General features: G+C 67.5%; 19 protein-coding genes. 5 read left to right on the top strand and 14 right to left on the bottom strand.

Features of this window, described 5'->3' with window-relative positions; genetic code table 11:
* Positions 1-494: 494 nt before the first annotated feature.
* Positions 495-1,685, top strand: a complete 1,191-nt coding sequence (locus tag GC150_18070; protein ID MBI1386813.1) for an NAD(P)-binding protein — start codon at positions 495-497, stop codon at positions 1,683-1,685.
* Positions 1,686-1,735: 50 nt separating this feature from the next.
* Here the strand turns inward: GC150_18070 and GC150_18065 are convergent, their stop codons facing one another.
* On the bottom strand, positions 1,736-2,008 hold the full coding sequence (locus GC150_18065; protein MBI1386812.1) for a BolA/IbaG family iron-sulfur metabolism protein: 273 nt from the start codon (positions 2,006-2,008) through the stop codon (positions 1,736-1,738).
* A gap of 145 nt (positions 2,009-2,153) precedes the next feature.
* Between GC150_18065 and GC150_18060 the strand changes: the two genes are divergently transcribed.
* The 4 genes from GC150_18060 (at position 2,154) to GC150_18045 (ending at position 6,944) form a co-directional block, all read left to right on the top strand.
* The gene (locus tag GC150_18060; protein MBI1386811.1) at positions 2,154-2,774 is read left to right on the top strand and encodes a DnaJ domain-containing protein; all 621 of its coding nucleotides are present in this window, start codon (positions 2,154-2,156) and stop codon (positions 2,772-2,774) included.
* Positions 2,775-2,860: 86 nt separating this feature from the next.
* The gene (cobS, locus tag GC150_18055) at positions 2,861-3,850 is read left to right on the top strand and encodes a cobaltochelatase subunit CobS (protein ID MBI1386810.1); all 990 of its coding nucleotides are present in this window, start codon (positions 2,861-2,863) and stop codon (positions 3,848-3,850) included.
* Positions 3,851-3,924: 74 nt separating this feature from the next.
* Entirely contained in the window at positions 3,925-5,835 is a 1,911-nt protein-coding gene (gene cobT / locus GC150_18050) for a cobaltochelatase subunit CobT (protein ID MBI1386809.1), read from the top strand.
* Complete coding sequence (locus GC150_18045; GenBank protein ID MBI1386808.1) at positions 5,832-6,944, top strand: hypothetical protein; 1,113 nt, start codon at positions 5,832-5,834, stop codon at positions 6,942-6,944. The genes cobT and GC150_18045 overlap by 4 nt, the downstream gene beginning before the upstream one ends.
* A gap of 20 nt (positions 6,945-6,964) precedes the next feature.
* On the opposite strand, the gene GC150_18040 is transcribed toward GC150_18045, so the two are convergent.
* The 13 genes from GC150_18040 to GC150_17980 form a co-directional block, all read right to left on the bottom strand.
* Positions 6,965-7,270, bottom strand: coding sequence for a 50S ribosomal protein L28 (locus GC150_18040; protein MBI1386807.1), 306 nt, complete (start codon positions 7,268-7,270; stop codon positions 6,965-6,967).
* 147 nt (positions 7,271-7,417) lie between these two features.
* Entirely contained in the window at positions 7,418-7,849 is a 432-nt protein-coding gene (locus GC150_18035; GenBank protein ID MBI1386806.1) for a helix-turn-helix domain-containing protein, read from the bottom strand.
* A 118-nt stretch (positions 7,850-7,967) separates the two neighbouring features.
* Positions 7,968-9,680 carry an apolipoprotein N-acyltransferase gene (gene lnt / locus GC150_18030; protein MBI1386805.1) on the bottom strand — a complete coding sequence of 571 codons (1,713 nt, stop codon included), beginning with the start codon at positions 9,678-9,680 and terminating at the stop codon, positions 7,968-7,970.
* 5 nt (positions 9,681-9,685) lie between these two features.
* Complete coding sequence (locus GC150_18025) at positions 9,686-10,867, bottom strand: CBS domain-containing protein (protein MBI1386804.1); 1,182 nt, start codon at positions 10,865-10,867, stop codon at positions 9,686-9,688.
* A 3-nt stretch (positions 10,868-10,870) separates the two neighbouring features.
* Positions 10,871-11,455, bottom strand: a complete 585-nt coding sequence (gene ybeY, locus GC150_18020) for an rRNA maturation RNase YbeY (GenBank protein MBI1386803.1) — start codon at positions 11,453-11,455, stop codon at positions 10,871-10,873.
* Entirely contained in the window at positions 11,452-12,453 is a 1,002-nt protein-coding gene (locus GC150_18015) for an AAA family ATPase (GenBank protein ID MBI1386802.1), read from the bottom strand. Before GC150_18015 ends, ybeY begins: the two co-directional genes overlap by 4 nt.
* Positions 12,454-12,533: 80 nt before the next feature.
* The gene (gene miaB, locus GC150_18010) at positions 12,534-13,901 is read right to left on the bottom strand and encodes a tRNA (N6-isopentenyl adenosine(37)-C2)-methylthiotransferase MiaB (protein ID MBI1386801.1); all 1,368 of its coding nucleotides are present in this window, start codon (positions 13,899-13,901) and stop codon (positions 12,534-12,536) included.
* Positions 13,902-14,046: 145 nt separating this feature from the next.
* Positions 14,047-14,934, bottom strand: coding sequence for a 1-acyl-sn-glycerol-3-phosphate acyltransferase (locus tag GC150_18005; protein ID MBI1386800.1), 888 nt, complete (start codon positions 14,932-14,934; stop codon positions 14,047-14,049).
* Positions 14,931-15,308, bottom strand: coding sequence for a transcriptional repressor (locus GC150_18000; protein ID MBI1386799.1), 378 nt, complete (start codon positions 15,306-15,308; stop codon positions 14,931-14,933). The genes GC150_18005 and GC150_18000 overlap by 4 nt, the downstream gene beginning before the upstream one ends.
* 56 nt (positions 15,309-15,364) lie before the next feature.
* A complete protein-coding gene (rimI, locus tag GC150_17995; GenBank protein MBI1386798.1) occupies positions 15,365-15,871 on the bottom strand; it encodes a ribosomal-protein-alanine N-acetyltransferase in 507 nt (168 codons plus the stop codon).
* Positions 15,872-15,891: 20 nt separating this feature from the next.
* Positions 15,892-16,791: a tRNA (adenosine(37)-N6)-threonylcarbamoyltransferase complex dimerization subunit type 1 TsaB gene (tsaB, locus tag GC150_17990; GenBank protein MBI1386797.1), complete on the bottom strand. Its 900-nt coding sequence runs from the start codon at positions 16,789-16,791 to the stop codon at positions 15,892-15,894.
* Positions 16,707-17,297 (bottom strand): malonic semialdehyde reductase, encoded by a 591-nt coding sequence (locus GC150_17985; GenBank protein MBI1386796.1) that lies wholly within the window; start codon positions 17,295-17,297, stop codon positions 16,707-16,709. Before GC150_17985 ends, tsaB begins: the two co-directional genes overlap by 85 nt.
* Positions 17,298-17,430: 133 nt before the next feature.
* Positions 17,431-17,991, bottom strand: coding sequence for a NifU family protein (locus GC150_17980; GenBank protein ID MBI1386795.1), 561 nt, complete (start codon positions 17,989-17,991; stop codon positions 17,431-17,433).
* Positions 17,992-18,227 lie beyond the last annotated feature (236 nt).

The following is an 18,227-nucleotide window of genomic DNA, read 5'->3' as shown; positions in this document are numbered from 1 at the left end:
GTAGTAGCGGGGCACGTAGGTGACGCAGCCGGCGAAGGCCGAACCAGCGACGAGCATCGAAGAGGCGGTGACGAAGGCGTAAGCTGCGATCTTGCGGATCATCGGAAGTCTCCTTGAAGGGTGGGGTTTCGATCGGGTCTCATTCAATCCAGGGATGGGGGACCAATCCGGTCCCCCTGGGTGCCTCGGCGCCGGCTCACCAGCCGTAGTAGCGCGGCACGTAGGTCACGCAGCCGGCGAAGGCCGAACCAGCAACCAGCATCGAAGAGGCGGTGACGAAGGCGTAAGCTGCGATCTTGCGGATCATCTGAGGTCTCCTAGAGCTTCGGTTCCATCCGTGAGCGCCGATCCTCGGCCGCCCGTTGTGACGATGGAATGGAGACGCCAGACGAATTCGTGCGAGACGGGCACGGCTTTTGCCATATTCGGGCGGCACCAATGGCCACGACGAAAGATCGTTGCGCGCCGCGTGACATCGAGAACGGGACCCGGATATGCGCAAGTCGACCAGCAGCAGCGCCGAGTACGACCTCATCATCGTGGGGGCGAGCTTTTCGGGCCTCGTGGCCGCCAGAACGGCGGCGATGCGTGGGCTCAAGGTGGCGGTCATCGAGCGAAAGCCGGAGGCCGGCGCGCGCGTCCACACCACCGGCATCCTGGTCAAGGAGGCGGCGGAGGAACTCGACATCCCGCACTCGCTCACCCGGCGGATCCACGGCGTGCGCCTCTATGGCCCGAGCCTCAGGTCGATCGATCTCTATGCGCCCGGCTCCTACTTCCTGACGACGCGGACCGCCGACCTCCTCCGATGGCTCGCGGAGGAGGCGCGGCGGGCGGGCGCGCACCTTCACTTCAACGCGCGCTTTCGGGGTGGGGAGCGCGAGGCGAGCGGGTTGAGCCTGGCGGAGCCGACGCTGCGGGCCCGCTATCTGATCGGCGCCGATGGCGCGCGCTCACGCGTCGCGCGAACCTTCGGCCTTGGCCGCAACACCCGTTTCCTGGTTGGCGTGGAGGCCGAATACGAGGGCCTCGCCAAGGTCGACCAGCGCTTCCTTCACTGCTTCCTCGACAGCCGGCTGGCGCCCGGCTACCTCGGTTGGGTGGCACCTGGTCCGACCGTGACGCAGGTCGGCCTCGCGGTGCACGATCGCGCCCGGCCCGACCTTGCCGCATTCGAAGCGCGCACGAACAGCCTCTTCGACTATCGATCGGGTCAGGTGGTCGAGCGGCGTTCGGGGGTGATCCCGTGCGGCGGCGTGGTGAGCCCCATCGCCGCGCCCGGGGTGCTGCTCATCGGTGATGCGGCCGGCCTCGTTTCGCCGGCGACGGCCGGTGGCATCCGGCTCGCCTTCCACTTCGCGCGCCGCGCCGCGCTCGCCGTCGCCGACCACCTCCAGCACCTCGGTCCGCCGCCAGAGGCGGTGCTCGCGCCGCTGCTGCCGCGCTTCAGGCTGAAGGGTGCGATGCGTTGGCTGCTCGACCGTGAGCCACCGAACGCGGCCATCGATCTCGCGCTCTCGACCGCGGCGATGCGCCACTTCGCGCAGTGGGTCTACTTCCACCGCCGCAACGCGAGCGGTCTGACCTTCGCGGAGTTCCAGGCGCATCTGGCCCGGGCAGCGGGACCGTTGGAGACATTGCCCGGAACCGGCGGGCGCGAGCCGATCACCGGCCTCGACCGCTAGCCTGGCGCCCGCCGAGGGCCGCTGGCGCCATGCGAACGTGGCCACCGGCTTCAGCTGGCGATGTCCTCTCCAGGCGCCCGCGCGACGATCGCAAGCGCATGGACCCCGTCGCGCAATTCCGCAGCGAGTGCCTCGTTCACCAAGCGGTGGCGCGCGAGCCGGGAGAGCCCGACGAAAGCGGGCGACGAGACGACGACACGATAGTGGCTTTCGCCCGTGCCGGGCGAGCCGTGATGGCCAGCGTGGAGGTGGGACTCGTTGATCACCTCGAGGTGCGACGGCTCCAGGCGCTCGGCGAGGCGAATGCGGATGCGCTCGTCCATGGTCACGGGTCGGTTCCTCCTCTCGAGCCGGCGTCGGATTGGCCCTTCCGGGCGGACCTCGCCCTATGGCGGGGCGGACACGCCGGAAGATCGACTTGCGACGTGTGCTTGTTCCTAAACCATCGCAGCCGCATAATCCCAAGTCATGAAGCTCGATTCTGAACTGTTCGACAGCATACGCGTCAAGCCGGAGCGGGAGCGCACCGAGCCGGATGCCCCGTGTTGCCAGCATGCCGGCTGTTCCCAGTCCGGCACCCATCGTGCGCCGAAAGGCCGGGGGCGGGAAGGCGAGTTCTTCACCTTCTGCATCGATCACGTTCGGGAATACAACAAGAGTTACAATTACTTCGCCGGCATGTCGGACGAGGAACTCGCGGAGTATCGTGAAGCCGCCGCGACCGGGCACCGTCCGACCTGGACCATGGGCGCCAACAAATGGGCCCGCGGTACGGCGGCCAGTCCCGAGCAGGCAGCCGGATGGCGCCGGGCCCAACGAATGCGCGCCGACCCGCACGGGTTCTTCGAGGACGGGGACAGCACGAGCGCACACCCCTCGTCGCGGCGTTCGATCGGCACCATCGAGCGCAAGTGCCTCAGAGCCCTCGAACTCGACGAACGAGCGACGGCCGACGTCATCAAGCGCCGCTTCAAGGAGCTGGTGAAGCGTCACCATCCGGACGCGAACGGCGGCGATCGGGCCTCAGAGGACAAGTTGCGCGAGGTCATCCAAGCCTATAACTACCTCAAGCAAGCCGGCCTCTGCTGAGGGTCCGGGGTGGGCTTGCCGCGGTCCGACGGGCGTGCGGGCCATAGCATCTCTCGACAACATCTCTTTCTAAGGTTGCATAACGAATGAGTGTCCAGAACGCGGGGGGGACCCCCGGACTGCCGGATACGACCGTTTCTGTGCGCGATGTGTTCGGCATCGATAGCGATCTGGTGGTGCCGGCCTACAAGAAGGGCAGCGAGCACGTTCCCGACTTCGACCCGGACTACATTTTCGACCGCGAGACCACGCTCGCCATCCTCGCCGGCTTTGCCCACAATCGTCGCGTGATCATCCAGGGCTATCACGGCACCGGCAAGTCGACGCACATCGAGCAGGTCGCCGCGCGCCTCAAGTGGCCGTGCATCCGCGTCAACCTCGACAGCCACGTGAGCCGAATCGACCTCATCGGCAAGGACGCCATCGTCCTCAAGGACGGCAAGCAGGTGACGGAGTTCCGCGAGGGCATCCTGCCCTATGCGCTGCAGTCGAACACCGCGCTCGTCTTCGACGAGTACGACGCCGGGCGACCGGACGTGATGTTCGTCATCCGGCGCGTGCTCGAGGTCTCGGGACGCCTCACGCTGCTCGACCAGACCAAGGTGATCCGCCCGCATCCGGCGTTCCGGTTGTTCGCGACCACGAACACCATTGGCCTCGGGGACACCTCCGGCCTCTATCACGGGACGCAGCAGATCAACCAGGGACAGATGGACCGCTGGTCGATCGTCACGACGCTGAATTATCTGCCGCACGACGCCGAGACACGGATCGTGCTCGCCAAGGTGAAGTCGTTCGACACCAAGGCCAAGCGCGACATCGTGTCCAAGATGGTGCGCGTCGCGGACCTGACGCGCAATGCCTTCATCAACGGCGACCTCTCGACGGTGATGAGCCCGCGCACCGTCATCACCTGGGCCGAAAACGCCGAAATCTTCAACGACGTCGGGCTCGCGCTGCGCCTCTCGTTCGTCAACAAATGTGACGAATTGGAGCGTGGCCTCGTGGCGGAGTTCTATCAGCGCTGCTTTGGAGCCGAGTTGATCGAAAGCACCGCGAACGTCGCGATGAGCTGAGCGGATCGCGGGGCGCGCCGGACCGGCCGCGCGGGCGGCCGGTGAAACGGCGAGGGGACTGAAGCGGAACCCACATGGCCAAGTCACAGAACTCGAGGACGCTGCCGAACGAGCCCTTCAAGCGTGCCGTCGCGATGTGCACACGGGCGGTGGCCGGCGAGGAGGAGATCGAGGTCACCTACGGCTCCGCCCCGCCGCGGCTCGAGGGCAAGAACATCCGGCTACCCGAGCCGTCGCGGATTCCCGGAGCCCGTGAGGTGGCGGTGATCCGTGGCCATGCCGATGCCCTGGCGCTGCGCGCCGCCTGTCACGATGCCAAGTTGCACGCGCGCATCGCGCCCTCGGCTGGGGAGGCGCGCAAGCTCTTCGAGGCGGTCGAGGGCGCCCGCATCGAGGCCCTCGGCACCAACCGCATGAGCGGCATGGCCGACAACCTGACGGCGCGGCTCGAGGACCACTACAAGGACGGACGCTTTGCCGGCCAGCGCGAGCGCTCCGACGCACCGCTCGAGGAGGCCCTCGCGCTGATCGTTCGCCAGCGGCTCACCGGGCTCGAGCCACCGCGCTCGACGGCCGGGCTCGTCGAGGCATGGCGTGAGCACATCGAAGCGCGCGCATCCGGTCTGCTCGACGATCTGGATGGTCTCGCCGAGAACCAGGCCGCCTTCGGACGCCACATGCGCCAGCTGCTGCGCGCGCTCGACCTCGACATGGAACCGCTGCAGAGCGAAAGCGAGGAAGAGACCGCCGAGGGCGACGAGGGCCAGGGCGAAACGGATGGCGCCGAGGAGGGGGAGGGCGACGACAGCGCGCAGCGCGCCGCCGACGAGCGGTACGCGGAAGGCGAGGTCGGCGACGAGACCGAATATTCCGACATGGCCGACACCGATCAGGCCGATCTCGAGGGTGAGGTCGATGATCCGGCCGAGACCGATCAGCCGAGTTGGGCCAACTCGACCGTTCTCGATGACCCGACCCGCTTCGGCTACAAGGTCTACACCCATGCCTTCGACGAGGAGGTGCCGGCCGAGCAGCTCTGCTCGACGGAGGAATTGGAGCGGCTCAGGGTCTTCCTCGACAAGGAGCTGCGGGTCTTCCAGGGCGCCGTCGCGCGGATCGCCAACCGGCTGCAGCGCCGGCTGCTGGCGCAGCAGAACCGCTCCTGGGATTTCGATCTCGAGGAGGGGGCGCTCGACGTGGCGCGGCTGACGCGCGTCGTCATCGACCCGATGCATCCGCTCTCCTTCAAGCAGGAGCGCGACACGGAATTCCGCGACACCGTCGTCACGCTGCTGCTCGACAATTCGGGCTCGATGCGGGGCCGGCCGATCATGGTGGCGGCATGCTGCGCCGACATCCTCGCGCGCACGCTCGAGCGCTGCGGCGTAAAAGTCGAGATCCTCGGCTTCACCACCCGTGCCTGGAAGGGGGGGAGTTCGCGCGAGCAGTGGCTCGCCAATCACCGCCCGCCAGCGCCAGGGCGGCTCAACGATCTGCGCCACATCATCTACAAGCCCGCGGACGCGCCCTGGCGGCGCACGAAGCGTAATCTCGCCCTGATGATGCGCGAGGGGCTGCTCAAGGAGAATATCGACGGCGAGGCGCTGACCTGGGCACACAATCGGTTGCTCGCGCGCACCGAGCAGCGGCGGATCCTGATGATGATTTCGGATGGCGCGCCCGTGGACGACTCCACGCTCTCGGTCAACAGCGGCTCCTATCTCGAGCAGCACCTCCGTAAGGTGATCGAGGAGATCGAGACTCGCTCGCCCGTGCAGCTCATCGCCATCGGCATCGGGCATGATGTGACACGTTATTATCGCCGGGCCGTGACGATCACCGATCCGAGCGAGCTTGCGGGCGCCATGACCGACAAGCTGGTCGAGATGTTCGAGGAAAAGGAGCCGCGCCAGATCGGCGCCGGGCCCGGCAGGCGGCGCGGGGCCGCCGGGAGGCGCATGCCCGCTCGGACCGCTGCTCGATGAGACGTGCGGGACCGCAGGAACACCGGGCCCGAACGACTGGGCCCGGTCGCGCGGCCGGCTGGCGCGGTGTTCTCGCCGGCATGCTGTGTGTGGCCACGCTGGCGTCCGGTCTCCTCGTTACGAGCGCGGCGCCGAGCACGGCCAAACCGGACATCGAAGCTCTCGACATCCACACCATCACCGTCCGCTCCAGGCGGATCGCTTCATTCAAGGGCAACGGCGAACAACGGTTCGGCCGGTTGACCTTCCTCGGCGGCCTCTCGATGACCTCGCCGTCGAACTATTTCGGCGGCTTTTCCGGCCTCGAGGTTTCGCCGGACGGCTCGCGTCTCGTGGTGGTCTCGGATGCCGGATTCTGGCTGTCCGCGAAACTCGAGCGCCAGGGCGAGGCACCGACCGGGCTCACGGACGTTCGCGTCGGTCCGCTGCGGGCCAAGGACGGGCGCAAGCTCGCTGGCGTACGCGAGGTCGATGCCGAGGGGGTCACCCTCGTCTCGGGCACGCTCGAGCGCGGTGAAGTGCTCGTTTCATTCGAGCGACTGCACCGGGTCGCCCGCTTTTCGATCGACAACGGAGCGATCGATGGGCGCGCCACATACCTCGCGCTGCCGGACTACGTGAAGCGCTTCCACGCGAACCGCGGCATCGAGACGATCGCCCATTTCCGTTCTGGTCGGCTCGCCGGGCGTACCATCATCTTCGCGGAAGGACGCAAGGACGGACGCGGGCATTTGCGCGGCTGGATTCTCGGACCGAAGGGCGCGCCCGAGGAAATATTCCTCACCGAGATCGACGGCTATGACGTCACGGACGCTGCCACGACGCCCGATGGCGACCTCATCGTGCTCGAGCGGCGGTTCAGCTGGTCGGATGGCATCCGGATGCGATTGCGGCTGATCCCGGCGCAAAGCATTCGTGCGAACGCCGTGCTCGTCGGCGAGACGCTCTTCGATGCCGACGGTGGTTATCAGATCGACAACATGGAAGGGGTCGCGGCACACCGAAATGCCGCCGGCGAGACGATCGTGACCGTTGTCTCGGACGACAATTTCCGCTTCCTGCAGCGCAACCTGCTGCTCGTCTTCAGGCTCGAGAGCGGGAACCGCTGAAACCGCGACCGTCGATGGCTTCAGGCCGCGGCAGTTTCGCTCGCGGACGCACGGGCCTTTGCGATCTCGCGCTTCAGCTTGAGAGCGCGATCGGACAGCTCGTCGTCGGAAGCCTTGAGCAGGAACGCGTCGATGCCGCCGCGGTGCTCGACCGAGCGGAGCGCATGCGCGCTGACGCGAAGACGGATCGAGCGGCCCAGCACATCGCTCAACAGCGACACTTGGCAAAGGTTCGGGCGAAACTCGCGCCGAGTCTTGTTGTTCGCATGACTGACGTTGTTCCCCGTCATCACGCCCTTGCCGGTCAGTTCACAACGCCTTGCCATGTCGGAATTCCTCGTGCGTGCCGTTCTGCCACGCTCGACCCGCGCGCGGGGAGCGGTCGAAACAAAAGGCCCGCGTGAAGGCGCGGGCGAGCCCGCCTTCAGTACCTTCAATGGGGCGACGACGTCAAGCCTCGCGAGCGGGCCGGACTAGCCTTGGTCCTCGGACTCGCGGTCGGCGATCGCGCGCACATGCTCGATGATGCTACGGCGCAGTTTCGGCGACTGGATGCGCATGAACGCGCGGTTGAGTTCCATTCCCTCGCGGCTGTTCAGAAAATCCATGACGCTGCCGTCGCGGCCATCCTCGGCGAAGCCGGGCTGACCGACGGCGGTCGACTGATAGGTGAGTTCCTCGAAGAAATAGGCGACCGGCACGCCGAGTATTCCGGCGATCTGGTGCAGGCGGCTCGCGCCGATGCGATTGGCGCCCTTCTCGTACTTCTGGACCTGCTGGAAGGTGAGGTTCATCTGCTCACCCAGCCGCTCCTGGCTCATCCCCAGCAGCATGCGCCGCAGACGGACGCGCCCACCGACGTGAACATCCACCGGATTCGGCCGCTTCGGCGCCGCGTCGTCCATTCCCTTGGCCCCTACCTTCGGCCCAACCGCCGTTGCCTCGTGACGACGGTCGCCAGAATCTCCGACGATCCCATCAGACCAAGGTCGGAAGGTTCATACGAGGTCGTTCACGCATGCGTCAAGCAAGGCGAGTGGGCTCGTCCATGCCGCGAACCGGGAGGGCCAGCCAGGTTGTCGCACAGAGCAACAGCAACAGGACGAAAACCGCATTGCGGCCGAAGCGCGAGAATGGCGTCGGGGCGAGCGGCGGCGGAAGAACGACGTCGAGCGTTCCGCGATGGTCGAGTTCGAGTCGAGAGACGATGCGTCCGAACGGATCGACGAGCGCGGTGATCCCGTTGTTCGCCACGCGCACGAGCGGGAGCCCCTGCTCCAGCGCGCGCACCCGGGCATGATGGAGATGCTGATGGGGGCCGATGGAGCGACCGAACCAGGCATCGTTGGTGACGTTGAGCAGCCAGCCCGGCCGCACCGCGGCCTCGCCCCCCGTCGCCAACGAAGCCGGGAAGGCCGCCTGCGGAAAGATCGCTTCGTAGCAGATCAGCGCGACGGCGGGCGGCAGGCCGGGGACATCGAGGCGCGGTGACGTAGCACCCGATGCAAAGCCAGCGCGCTGGCGAACGAGCGCTCGCAAGCCCAGCGCCGAGAGGACGCCCTTCAGCGGCAGGAACTCGCCGAACGGCACGAGGCGGTTCTTGTCGTAGGGTCTGGTGGCGAGCCGTCCGGCGTCGTCGAGCACGAGGATGCTGTTCAAGGCATAGGGGTCGGCGACGGCGCCACCCACCTCACCGGGGCGCTCGATGCGCAGCGCCCCGGCCACAAGGTGGCGATCCGGTGCGAGCAGCGCGGCGATCTCCTCGAGGGCGACGCGGTCACGCAGTACCTCGAACGGGAAGACCGATTCCGGCCAGACGAGGTGGGTGACCGCGGCCATGTCGTCCGTGCGGCCGTCGCTGCGATTGCGGCTGAGCGACTTGAGGAGATCGAAAATCGGTCGCGCATTGCCCGGTTTCCACTTCTCGCGCTGCGGAATGCTCGGTTGCACGAGCCGGAGCAGCGGAGCACCGCTCGAATTTCCCGTGGCGAGCGCGGGAGCGGAGGCGAGGCGCGCGGCGCCCCAGGTCCAAGCGCAAGCGAGGCCAAGGAGCACAATGCCGGCCAGGAACCGGGCACCGATGGCAGCGGAGCGCCCCGGAGCGAACGGAGAGAACAACAGCGCTGGCAACGAGAAGACGAGCACCGCGAGCGGCAGAAGTCCCTCGACCCCAACGAGGCTGACCGACTGGGCGAGCGCAGGCTCCATCGTCAGCCAATAGCCGAGCGTGTTCCAAGGAAAGCCGGTCAGCACGCTCGAGCGCGCCAGCTCGAAAATGGAGACCGCGACGGCGAACGCCAGGATCCGAGAGACCGTCCCTGGCTGCCAAATCATGCCGACAAGGGCAACGGCAGCGGCCATGAAGAGGGAAAGGCCGGCTGGCAGGAGCGTAATCGCGAATGGCAGCAGCCACCCGAACTGCTCGGCCTCGACGAGAAATGCGGCGCCGATCCAGTGCAACCCGGTGAGATGATAACCGAAGGCGTAGCTCCAGCCGACCAGTGCGAAGGCGCGCAGCCGCTCCCGACGATCCGTGCGCTCGCTGGCCAGGCGGTCGAGCAGCCAGACGAGGCCTGAAAGGGAAACGAAAAACAGCGGCCAGATCGCGAACGGCTGAAGCCCGAGGATGGCAACCGCACCGAGCGACAGGGAAAGGGGAGCGGCCAACCAGAGGGAGAGTTTGGCCGGGCGCGCATCGCCAGCCCCGTTCAGGCCATCGCCTCGCGCCACGCGCATCGGGCTCAGGCGGGCTTGGGCTCGGCTACGGGCGCTCCGGGCGCTCCGGAGCGGCGGTGGATACGGATGCGGCGTATGCGCCTCGGATCGGCATCGAGGACCTCGAATTCGACTCCCGAAGGGTGGCGGATCAACTCGCCGCGCACGGGCACGCGTCCCGCCATGGAAAAGACGAGGCCGCCCAAGGTATCGATATCCTCCTCCTCGTCCTCCTCCAGCAGGCTCAGTCCAAGGAACTCCTCGACCTCGTCGATCGGCGCACGGGCCGATGCCACCAGGCCGAGGCGGGGGACCTCGGCGATCAGCTCGGCCTCGTCGTCGTCGTGCTCGTCCTCGATGTCGCCGACGATCTCCTCGACGAGGTCCTCGATGGAGACCAGGCCGTCGGTGCCACCGTACTCGTCCACCACCATGGCGAGATGAATGCGGGTCGACTGCATCCGCAACAGCAGGTTGACGACGGGCATCGAGGGCGGCACGAAAAGCACTTCGCGTCGGAGCCGTGTGGAGGAAATCGGGCGGGCGAGATCCGCGGCGAATTTCTCCATGTCGAGGAGTCCGCCCGGTCGCGGCGGTTCCGCCGCCTGTTCGACGGGCCGGGCGGTCGCGCCCTCGGCGACGGGACTTGCTTGCGTTGGCGACGCCGCCTGCCCGGGCGCGGACACCACAGCCGCAACCGGCGTACCAGACGGTATGGCCGGGGCGTGCAGGTCGATGTCCTCGTTCGCGTCATTGCCGGTGCCGGGCGGGGCAATCCGGTCGGCGAGCCAGGACATGACGTCCTTGATGTGGATCATGCCGCGCAGGTCATCCAAAGACTCGCGGAAAATCGGCACGCGTGAATGGCCCGCTTCCTCGAACAGGCGCACCAGATCTCCCATGCTGGCACGCTCGTCGACACCGACGATGTCGGCGCGCGGCACCATCACGTCGAACACCTTGAGGCCACCGAAACGCAGGATGCGCAACAGCATCTCGCGCTCCTGGGAAGAGAACGCCTCGGCGCTCTGGGAGCCCTGCTTGAGGGCCATCTCGAGGGTGTCACGCAGGGAAGGCGAGCCCGAAAGGCCGAGTTTGGCCCTCAGGGATCGCAACCAGCCGGGACTGTCGCCACCATTGCCGTTACCGTTCGAGGTATCGTCATTGCCGCTGGCGTCCCTCGGACCGGGCCCGCTGTCACTGCTCATCACTCAACCCGCACTTTCGACCACTGCATCGGACTCGTAAGGATTCGCGACCCCGAGCTCCGCCAGAACCCGAATCTCGATCTCCTCCATGCGATCGGCCTCGCCGTCGTCTTCATGATCGTAGCCGAGGAGATGGAGCGTGCCGTGCACCGCAAGATGCATCGCGTGATCGCGCAACGAACGGCCGAGGCCGGCCGCCTCCGCCACGACGGTCTCGTAGCCGAGCGCGACGTCGCCGAGGCCGAAGACCTCCCCCGGCGGCAGGTGCGATGCGTCCGGCGCCCCAGGAAAGGACAGCACATTGGTCGGCGAGGGCTTGCCGCGAAAGCGTCCGTTGAGGTCGGCCATCGTGGCGTCGTCGCAAAGGAGAATGGTCACGCCGGCGCGCCTGCCCGTCAGCCATGCCGAAAGCGCCCGTTGTCCATCGGCGGCGGCGAACTCGATCGCCACTCGGGCCGCGGCATCGAGGGCTGCGGTCAAATCGGCGAAAGCGAGCCAGGGCTCATGCTCGCCGATGACATCGACTTCGAGTTGAAGGCCGGCCGAACCGCCGGCGCGGCATTCTCGGTCGCGCGAGGGATCGCTCATCGTTTCGTGCCGTCGCTCTCGTAGGCCGCGACGATCTTGGCGACCAGGGCATGGCGGACCACGTCGGCACCGGTGAATGCCACCATCGCGATCTCGTCGATCCCCCGGAGCCGCTCGGTCGCCTCGGTGAGGCCCGAGCGCTGACCGGGCGGCAGATCGACCTGGGTCGGGTCACCCGTCACCACCATGCGCGAGCCTTCGCCGAGTCGGGTCAGGAACATTTTCATCTGCATGCTCGTGCAGTTCTGGGCTTCGTCCAGGATGACGAACGCATGGGACAGCGTGCGGCCGCGCATGAAAGCGAGAGGCGCGATCTCGATGACCTGATTGTCGATGCCCCGCTCGACCTTCTCGGCCGGCAGCACATCATAGAGCGCGTCATAGAGCGGACGCAAATAGGGATCGACCTTCTCGCGCATGTCGCCCGGAAGGAAGCCGAGGCGCTCGCCAGCCTCGACGGCCGGGCGCGAGAGGATGATGCGCTCCACCTCGCCGGCCTCGAGGCGGGCGGCGGCGGCGGCCACGGCGAGATAGGTCTTGCCGGTGCCGGCGGGCCCGGTCGCGATGACCAGTTCGTGGCGCTCGAGAGCCTTGAGGTAGGCACTCTGCATCGGGGTGCGGGCCGTGACGATGCGCTTTCGGGTGCGCACCTGGGCAAGCTCACCGACGAGCTGCGCCGTGTCGCGCCCCTCCCCGGGCGTCGCGGCGGACGGCGCGAGGGCGTGGCGGATCGCGCCATCGACATCGCCGGTACTGACCATGACGCCGGTCTCCAACCTGCGGTAAAGGACCTGCAGCACATCCCGGGCCATGTCGCAGCGTTCGCGGCTGCCGGTCACGGTGATGACATTGCCGCGCGCGGCAGCTTGCACGCCGAGGCGATCCTCGATCAGCGCGAGATGACGGTCGAACTCGCCGACCAGCGCGGCCAGAAGCCGATTGTCCTCGAAGGGTATCACCAGTCTCTGCAATGGTGCGCGTCCGCTATCGGTGGCCATGTCGCCTTCCGGCGATCGCGCGCGCCGCTGAGCCAATCGAGGTGTCCTCTCGGGCTGACAAGTTTCGACCTTTCCAGGTGTCAGGCAACCTGCATATTCCCCTGTCGTGCCGCTTTTATGACACCGGTGAGGCTGGTCGCGCCAGCGTCAACGATGTCCACCGCGACGATTTGTCCAACGAATTGGGCCGGCACTTCGACATGAACCGACTGGAGATAGGGCGAACGGCCGACGAGGTGGCCGGGACGGCGGGCGGCCGGGCGCTCGAGCAGGACATCGAGCGTGCGGCCGACGCACGCGACATTGAAGGCCTCCTGCTGTTCGGTGAGGAGGGCCTGGAGCCGATGCAGACGGTCGCTCGCGACCTCTTCGTCGACCTGGGCGTCGATGGTGGCGGCGGGGGTGCCGGGGCGGGCGCTGTACTTGAAGGAGTAGGCCTGCGCGAAGCCGACCCTGCGCACCACCTCCATGGTGGCTTCGAAATCGGCCTCCGTCTCACCCGGAAAACCAACGATGATGTCGGTGGACATCGCGATGTCGGGACGCGCCTCGCGAATACGATCGATGAGTGCGACGTATTCGCCAGCCGTGTGCTTGCGGTTCATGGCGGCCAGGATCCGGTCCGAGCCCGCCTGGAACGGCAGATGGAGATAGGGCATCAGCTTGGGGTTCGTGGCGTGCGCGGCGATCAGCTCGCGGGTCATGTCGCGGGGATGCGAGGTCGCATAACGCAAGCGATCCAGACCGTCGATCTCGGCCAGTCGGGACAGCAGCGTGGCGAGCGATGCCACACCGCCGGTCGGCGTCTCGCCGTGGTAGGCGTTGACGTTCTGACCGAGCAGGGTGATCTCGCGGGCGCCCGCGTCGACCAGCTCGCGCGCCTCGGCGAGGACCCGGGCGAGCGGACGCGAGAGTTCGGCGCCCCGGGTATAGGGCACCACACAGAACGTGCAGAACTTGTCGCACCCCTCCTGGACCGTCAGGAATGCGGCCGGCGCGCCCTTGGGCCGGCGGGCCGGCAGGTGGGCGAACTTGTCCTCCTCCGGGAACTCGGTGAGCACGAGGCTGCGGCCTTCCTGGCGGGCGCGAAAAAGGAGGTCGGGCAGGCGGTGATAGCTCTGCGGCCCGACAACCAGATCGACGACGGGCGCGCGGCGGACGATCTCGGCGCCCTCGGCCTGGGCCACGCAGCCGGCAACCGCCACCATCGTTTCCTTGCCACGGCCGCGACGCTCGGCCTTGATGCGGCGCAGGCGGCCGAGTTCGGAATAGACCTTCTCGGCGGCCTTTTCGCGGATGTGGCAGGTGTTGAGCACGATGACGTCGGCCTCGGTGGGCTCGGCGGTCTCGACGTAGCCGAGCGGGGCGAGGGCCTCGGCCATGCGCTCGGAGTCGTAGACGTTCATCTGACAACCGAACGATTTGATGTGAACGCGCTTCGAAGGCATGGCGACAGACCCGCTTTCCGATTCGGACTCGATCGGATGCGTGCCACTCAAGTTCCGTTCCAACTCGTCCATGCTCCGTCACCTGTTCCGCCGGCCTCGCGCTTTCCGGCGCATACTCACGCCCGCGCCGAAGCCGCAACCCGCTTTAGGCGCCGCCGCCCGGCGCGTCCAGTGCCGGGCGATGCCCCTCACCGGTCAAGGCCGCCGCCGGCCGGGCGTCACGCTTGGGCCCGCCCGCCGCAACGCCCCCCGTGCGCAGCAGGCGCGCGACCTGCTCGGCAACACGACCCTCGGCATAGGCGGTCAGCGTCTTGCGGTCCGGAAACTCCGTGATCTCGAGCGGCGGGTCGATGACCACGTGAACCTCGATCGGGGGCGAACGCAAGACACCCCAGCCGTGCGTGAACATGTCCATGTCGCCGTACCATGCGACCAGGGGGCGCCCGGCGCGGCCGATCGGCAGACCCTGCAAGCGTGTGTAGGCGATCGCGCACGTGCGCACCTGCGGGCGCGGCGTGTCCGTCGGGCCGCCGGCCTCGGCGAAAACCGGCGCGATGAGGGAACTCTTGAAGGCGAGCACCCGGTTGCCGTCGCCGCTGGTGCCTTCGGGAAAGAGCACCACATTGCCCCCCTCGGCCATCCGCTCGCCCATCCTGGCGGCGATTTCCGGCAACGACGTGCGGCGCTCGCGGTCGACGAAAATGGTCTGCTGGAGGCGCGCGAGCCAGGAGACGAACGGCCACTCGCCCACCTCGCGCTTGGCAACGAAGGAGACCGGCGCCACCGAGCCGAGAACGACGATGTCGAGCCAGGAAATATGGTTGGACAGGAGAAGCGCCGGCCGGTCGGGATCGAGCTGCCCGGTGACTTTCACCCGCAAGCCGAGGATGGCGGCGACCCGGCGATGGTACCAGACCGGTATGCGCGCCGCGAGCCTCGGGCTGACGCGGAGCGCAAGGAACTGCACGAGCATCATCGGCAGCGTGAAGGCGAGGAACAGGACGAGGCGCCGGGCGCCGCGAACGGCGCTCATGTGCTCTTGTCCACTCGGCGGCCATAGAGCTCTAGGCGATGGCCCACCAGTTCGTAGCCCAGCCGGCGTGCGACCCGCTCCTGCAGCAATTCGATCTCCTCGTCGCGAAACTCGATCACGGTGCCGGTCTCGGTATCGATGAGGTGGTCGTGGTGCTCGCGCGTGGCCCGTTCGTATCGCGCCCGTCCGGCGCCGAAATCGTGGCGCTCCAGAATGCCGTTCTCCTCGAAGAGACGCACCGTGCGATAGACGGTCGACAGCGAGATGCGGGCGTCGACGGCGGTGACGCGGCGGTGGAGTTCCTCGACGTCCGGGTGATCCTTTGTCTGGGAGAGCACACGCGCGATGGCCCGGCGCTGGCCGGTCATGCGCATCCCCTTCTGGGCGCACAGCTCCTCGAGGCGCGATTTCGGCTTCGGGTTGCCTGCCGTCACATGCTTCTCCCGTCACTCACCCGCCGTACGTCGGGCCCCGCGTGCGGCGCCAGATCGAGCCGCATCACGAGTGCATCGTCGCCGCTCGCTGCGTAGTAGCCTCTTCGCAGGCCGACCTCAACGAAGCCGAGGCCGCGATAAAGTGCGACGGCCGCAACGTTCGATGTCGCAACCTCGAGAAACAAACGAGCTATGCCGCGAGCGGTCAAGTCTCGGGCAAGCCCGGTCAGCAGTTTGCGCGCGATACCGCGACGGCGATGCTCGGGATGCACGGCCAGGGTCAGGATCTCGGACTCGTCGGCAGCGAGGCGAGCGATCACGAGGCCGCCGAGTTCGTCACACGCGCACCAGACGGCCAGCGCCAGCCCGCTCGGGTCAGAAGCAAGGGCCGCCAGGGCGTCCGCCTGCCAAGCCTCTGCAAAGCAGAGCCCATGGAGCAGCGATGCGGCCTCGGCATCGGCGGCGCTCAATACGGTGAGCGGTGCCTGTGGTCCTGCGGTCATGGCGAGACCTCCGGGACTTCTCAGGGTCTTCGCGCCAGAACGGCGCCCGTCTGGGGCTTGGCGTCCGGTGGCCGCGAATAGTGCGGGGCGAGCGTGCCGGCGGCCTGGATCGGTAGGAGCGGGGTGAGGCGGACAAGGTCACGGGCATCGGGCATGAGGTCCGATAGCGCCGTCGACCAGCCGGGCATGTCGATCCGAGACGACTGCATCAAAATGCGGCCACCCGAGCCGACGATCAGGACCCGGTCGGGCAGGGCCGCCGCCACGTCGTCGACGGTCGAAAGACGGGCCAAGGCCCGCAGGCCGGTGGCCACCTGATCGAGGCAATAGAGCTGACCGCGCCGCGCATCGACGGCAACGACGAGAGGCGCGCAACCGCCTTGTGGCACGATCGGCCCGGCTGCACGCGACGATGCCGTTGATGCTGCCTCGCTCAGACGGCGGATGGCCGTCTCGCGCATGACCACGAGGCTGTCGACCGCCGCCACCTCGGCCCCGGCCGCCAGCGCCAGGGCGCGGGCAGCGGCGACGGCGACGCGCACGCCCGTGAAGCTGCCAGGTCCGACGGTGACGGCGAGGCGCGTGATCTCGCCGAATGCGATGCCCGCTTCGGTCACCGCCTCACGGATCATCGGCGCCAGCCGCTCGGCATGACCCGTTCCAGGCAATTCGAAACGATGGGTCAGCAGCACGCCATCGCCGTCGGCCCCATCGAAGCGGGCGAGGGCGACGGAGCAGGCGGCAAAGCAGGTGTCGAGGCCGAGGACGATCATGACCGGACATAACGGGCGGGACGCAGGCGGGCAACCGCCGCGGTGGAGGGTCCCGACCAGCTTCAGACGATGCGGGCCATTTCGTCGAACTCGAAGCGCGGCGAGCGCGGGAAGAGCCCGGTCGGGTCGCCATAGCCCAGGTTGCATAGGAAATCGGCTTCGACGCTGGTTCCGGCAAAGAACTCCCCGGTGACTCCGGCATTGTCGAAGCCGGACATGGGACCGGCATCGAGGCCGAGCGCGCGGGCGGCGACGATCAGGTAGGCGCCCTGCAACGTGCCGTTGCGGATGGCGGTGGTGCGAATGTGCGCGGGCTTGCCGGCGAACCAGCTGCGCGCATCGGTGTGGGGAAAGAGCTTGGGAAGCTGCTCGTGGAATTCGAGGTCGTAGCCGATGATGGCGGTGACCGGGGCGGCCATGGTCTTGTCGACGTTGCCGGCGGCAAGGTGCGGGCGCAAGCGCTCCTTGGCCCCCTTCGATTTGACGAAGACCACGCGCATCGGCGAGCAGTTGGCGCTCGTCGGGCCCATTTTCAGAATGTCGACGAGACGGCGGAGCAGGTCGTCCGGCACGTCGCGGGCCTGCCAGGCGTTCTGGGTGCGGGCCTCGAGGAAAATCTGGTCGAGGGCGGAATCGGATATCGGTCCTGACATGGCGGTCCTCTCCAATCGAATTTGTGGGTGGGGGATGGCGGTTGGTCGGCCGATCGGAGCGACCGGTCGTACACGGCCCGCCGCGACAGCGGTGGCTGCCGAGCGGACCCCTCTCTACCAGCGGATCGTGCGATCAGACCGGACGCACTTCCTGAACCTCGGGCACGAAGTGCCGCAGGAGGTTTTCGATGCCGTTCTTCAGCGTCGCCGTGGAACTCGGACAGCCCGAGCAGGCACCGCGCATCTGGAGATAAACGACACCATCGCGGTAGCCATGGAAGGTGATGTCGCCACCGTCCTGGGCAACCGCCGGGCGGACGCGGGTCGCGAGCAATTCCTTGACCGTCGCGACGATCTCCGCGTCGTCCTCGGAGTACTCCCCCCTGGCACCGTCGTCGGCGCCGTCGGCCGCCAGCGCCGGCGCGCCGGACATGAAGTGCTCCATGATGGCGCCGAGGATGGCCGGCTTGATGTGAGGCCACTCGCAGGTGTTGCCCTTGCTGACCGAGATGAAGTCGCGCCCGAGGAAAACCCCCGTAACACCATTGACCGCGAAGATGCGCTCGGCGAGCGGCGAAACACCCACGGCATCGGCAAGAGCCTTGAAGTCGGCCGTCCCGTCGACCAGCACGGACCGGCCCGGCAGGAACTTGAGGGTCGCCGGATTCGGTGTGTTTTCCGTCTGAATGAACATCGTTACCTCCACCCTCGCTGCATGGGTCGTCCGTCTCTATGGGGCTAGCCGAGCGGGCGCCGCACCCGCCACCGATATAAGTAGACGGCCGAGGTCAGGATTACCAGATCGCCGCCGCAGTTCAAAGCAGTGTGTCGAGCGGGGGGGGGGGGGGGGCGGCCCCGCGCGGGCCTCGCGCTCAGGCGGGGGGGAGGATGTCCTCGGGCTTCAACGTTCCGGGGGCGGTGGAGATCGGG

This window comes from Hyphomicrobiales bacterium (assembly GCA_016125495.1).
GTDB lineage: Bacteria > Pseudomonadota > Alphaproteobacteria > Rhizobiales > RI-29 > RI-29.
The sequence above is the reverse complement of the archived record's forward strand: the minus strand, read 5'-3'. Positions and strand labels throughout refer to the sequence as shown.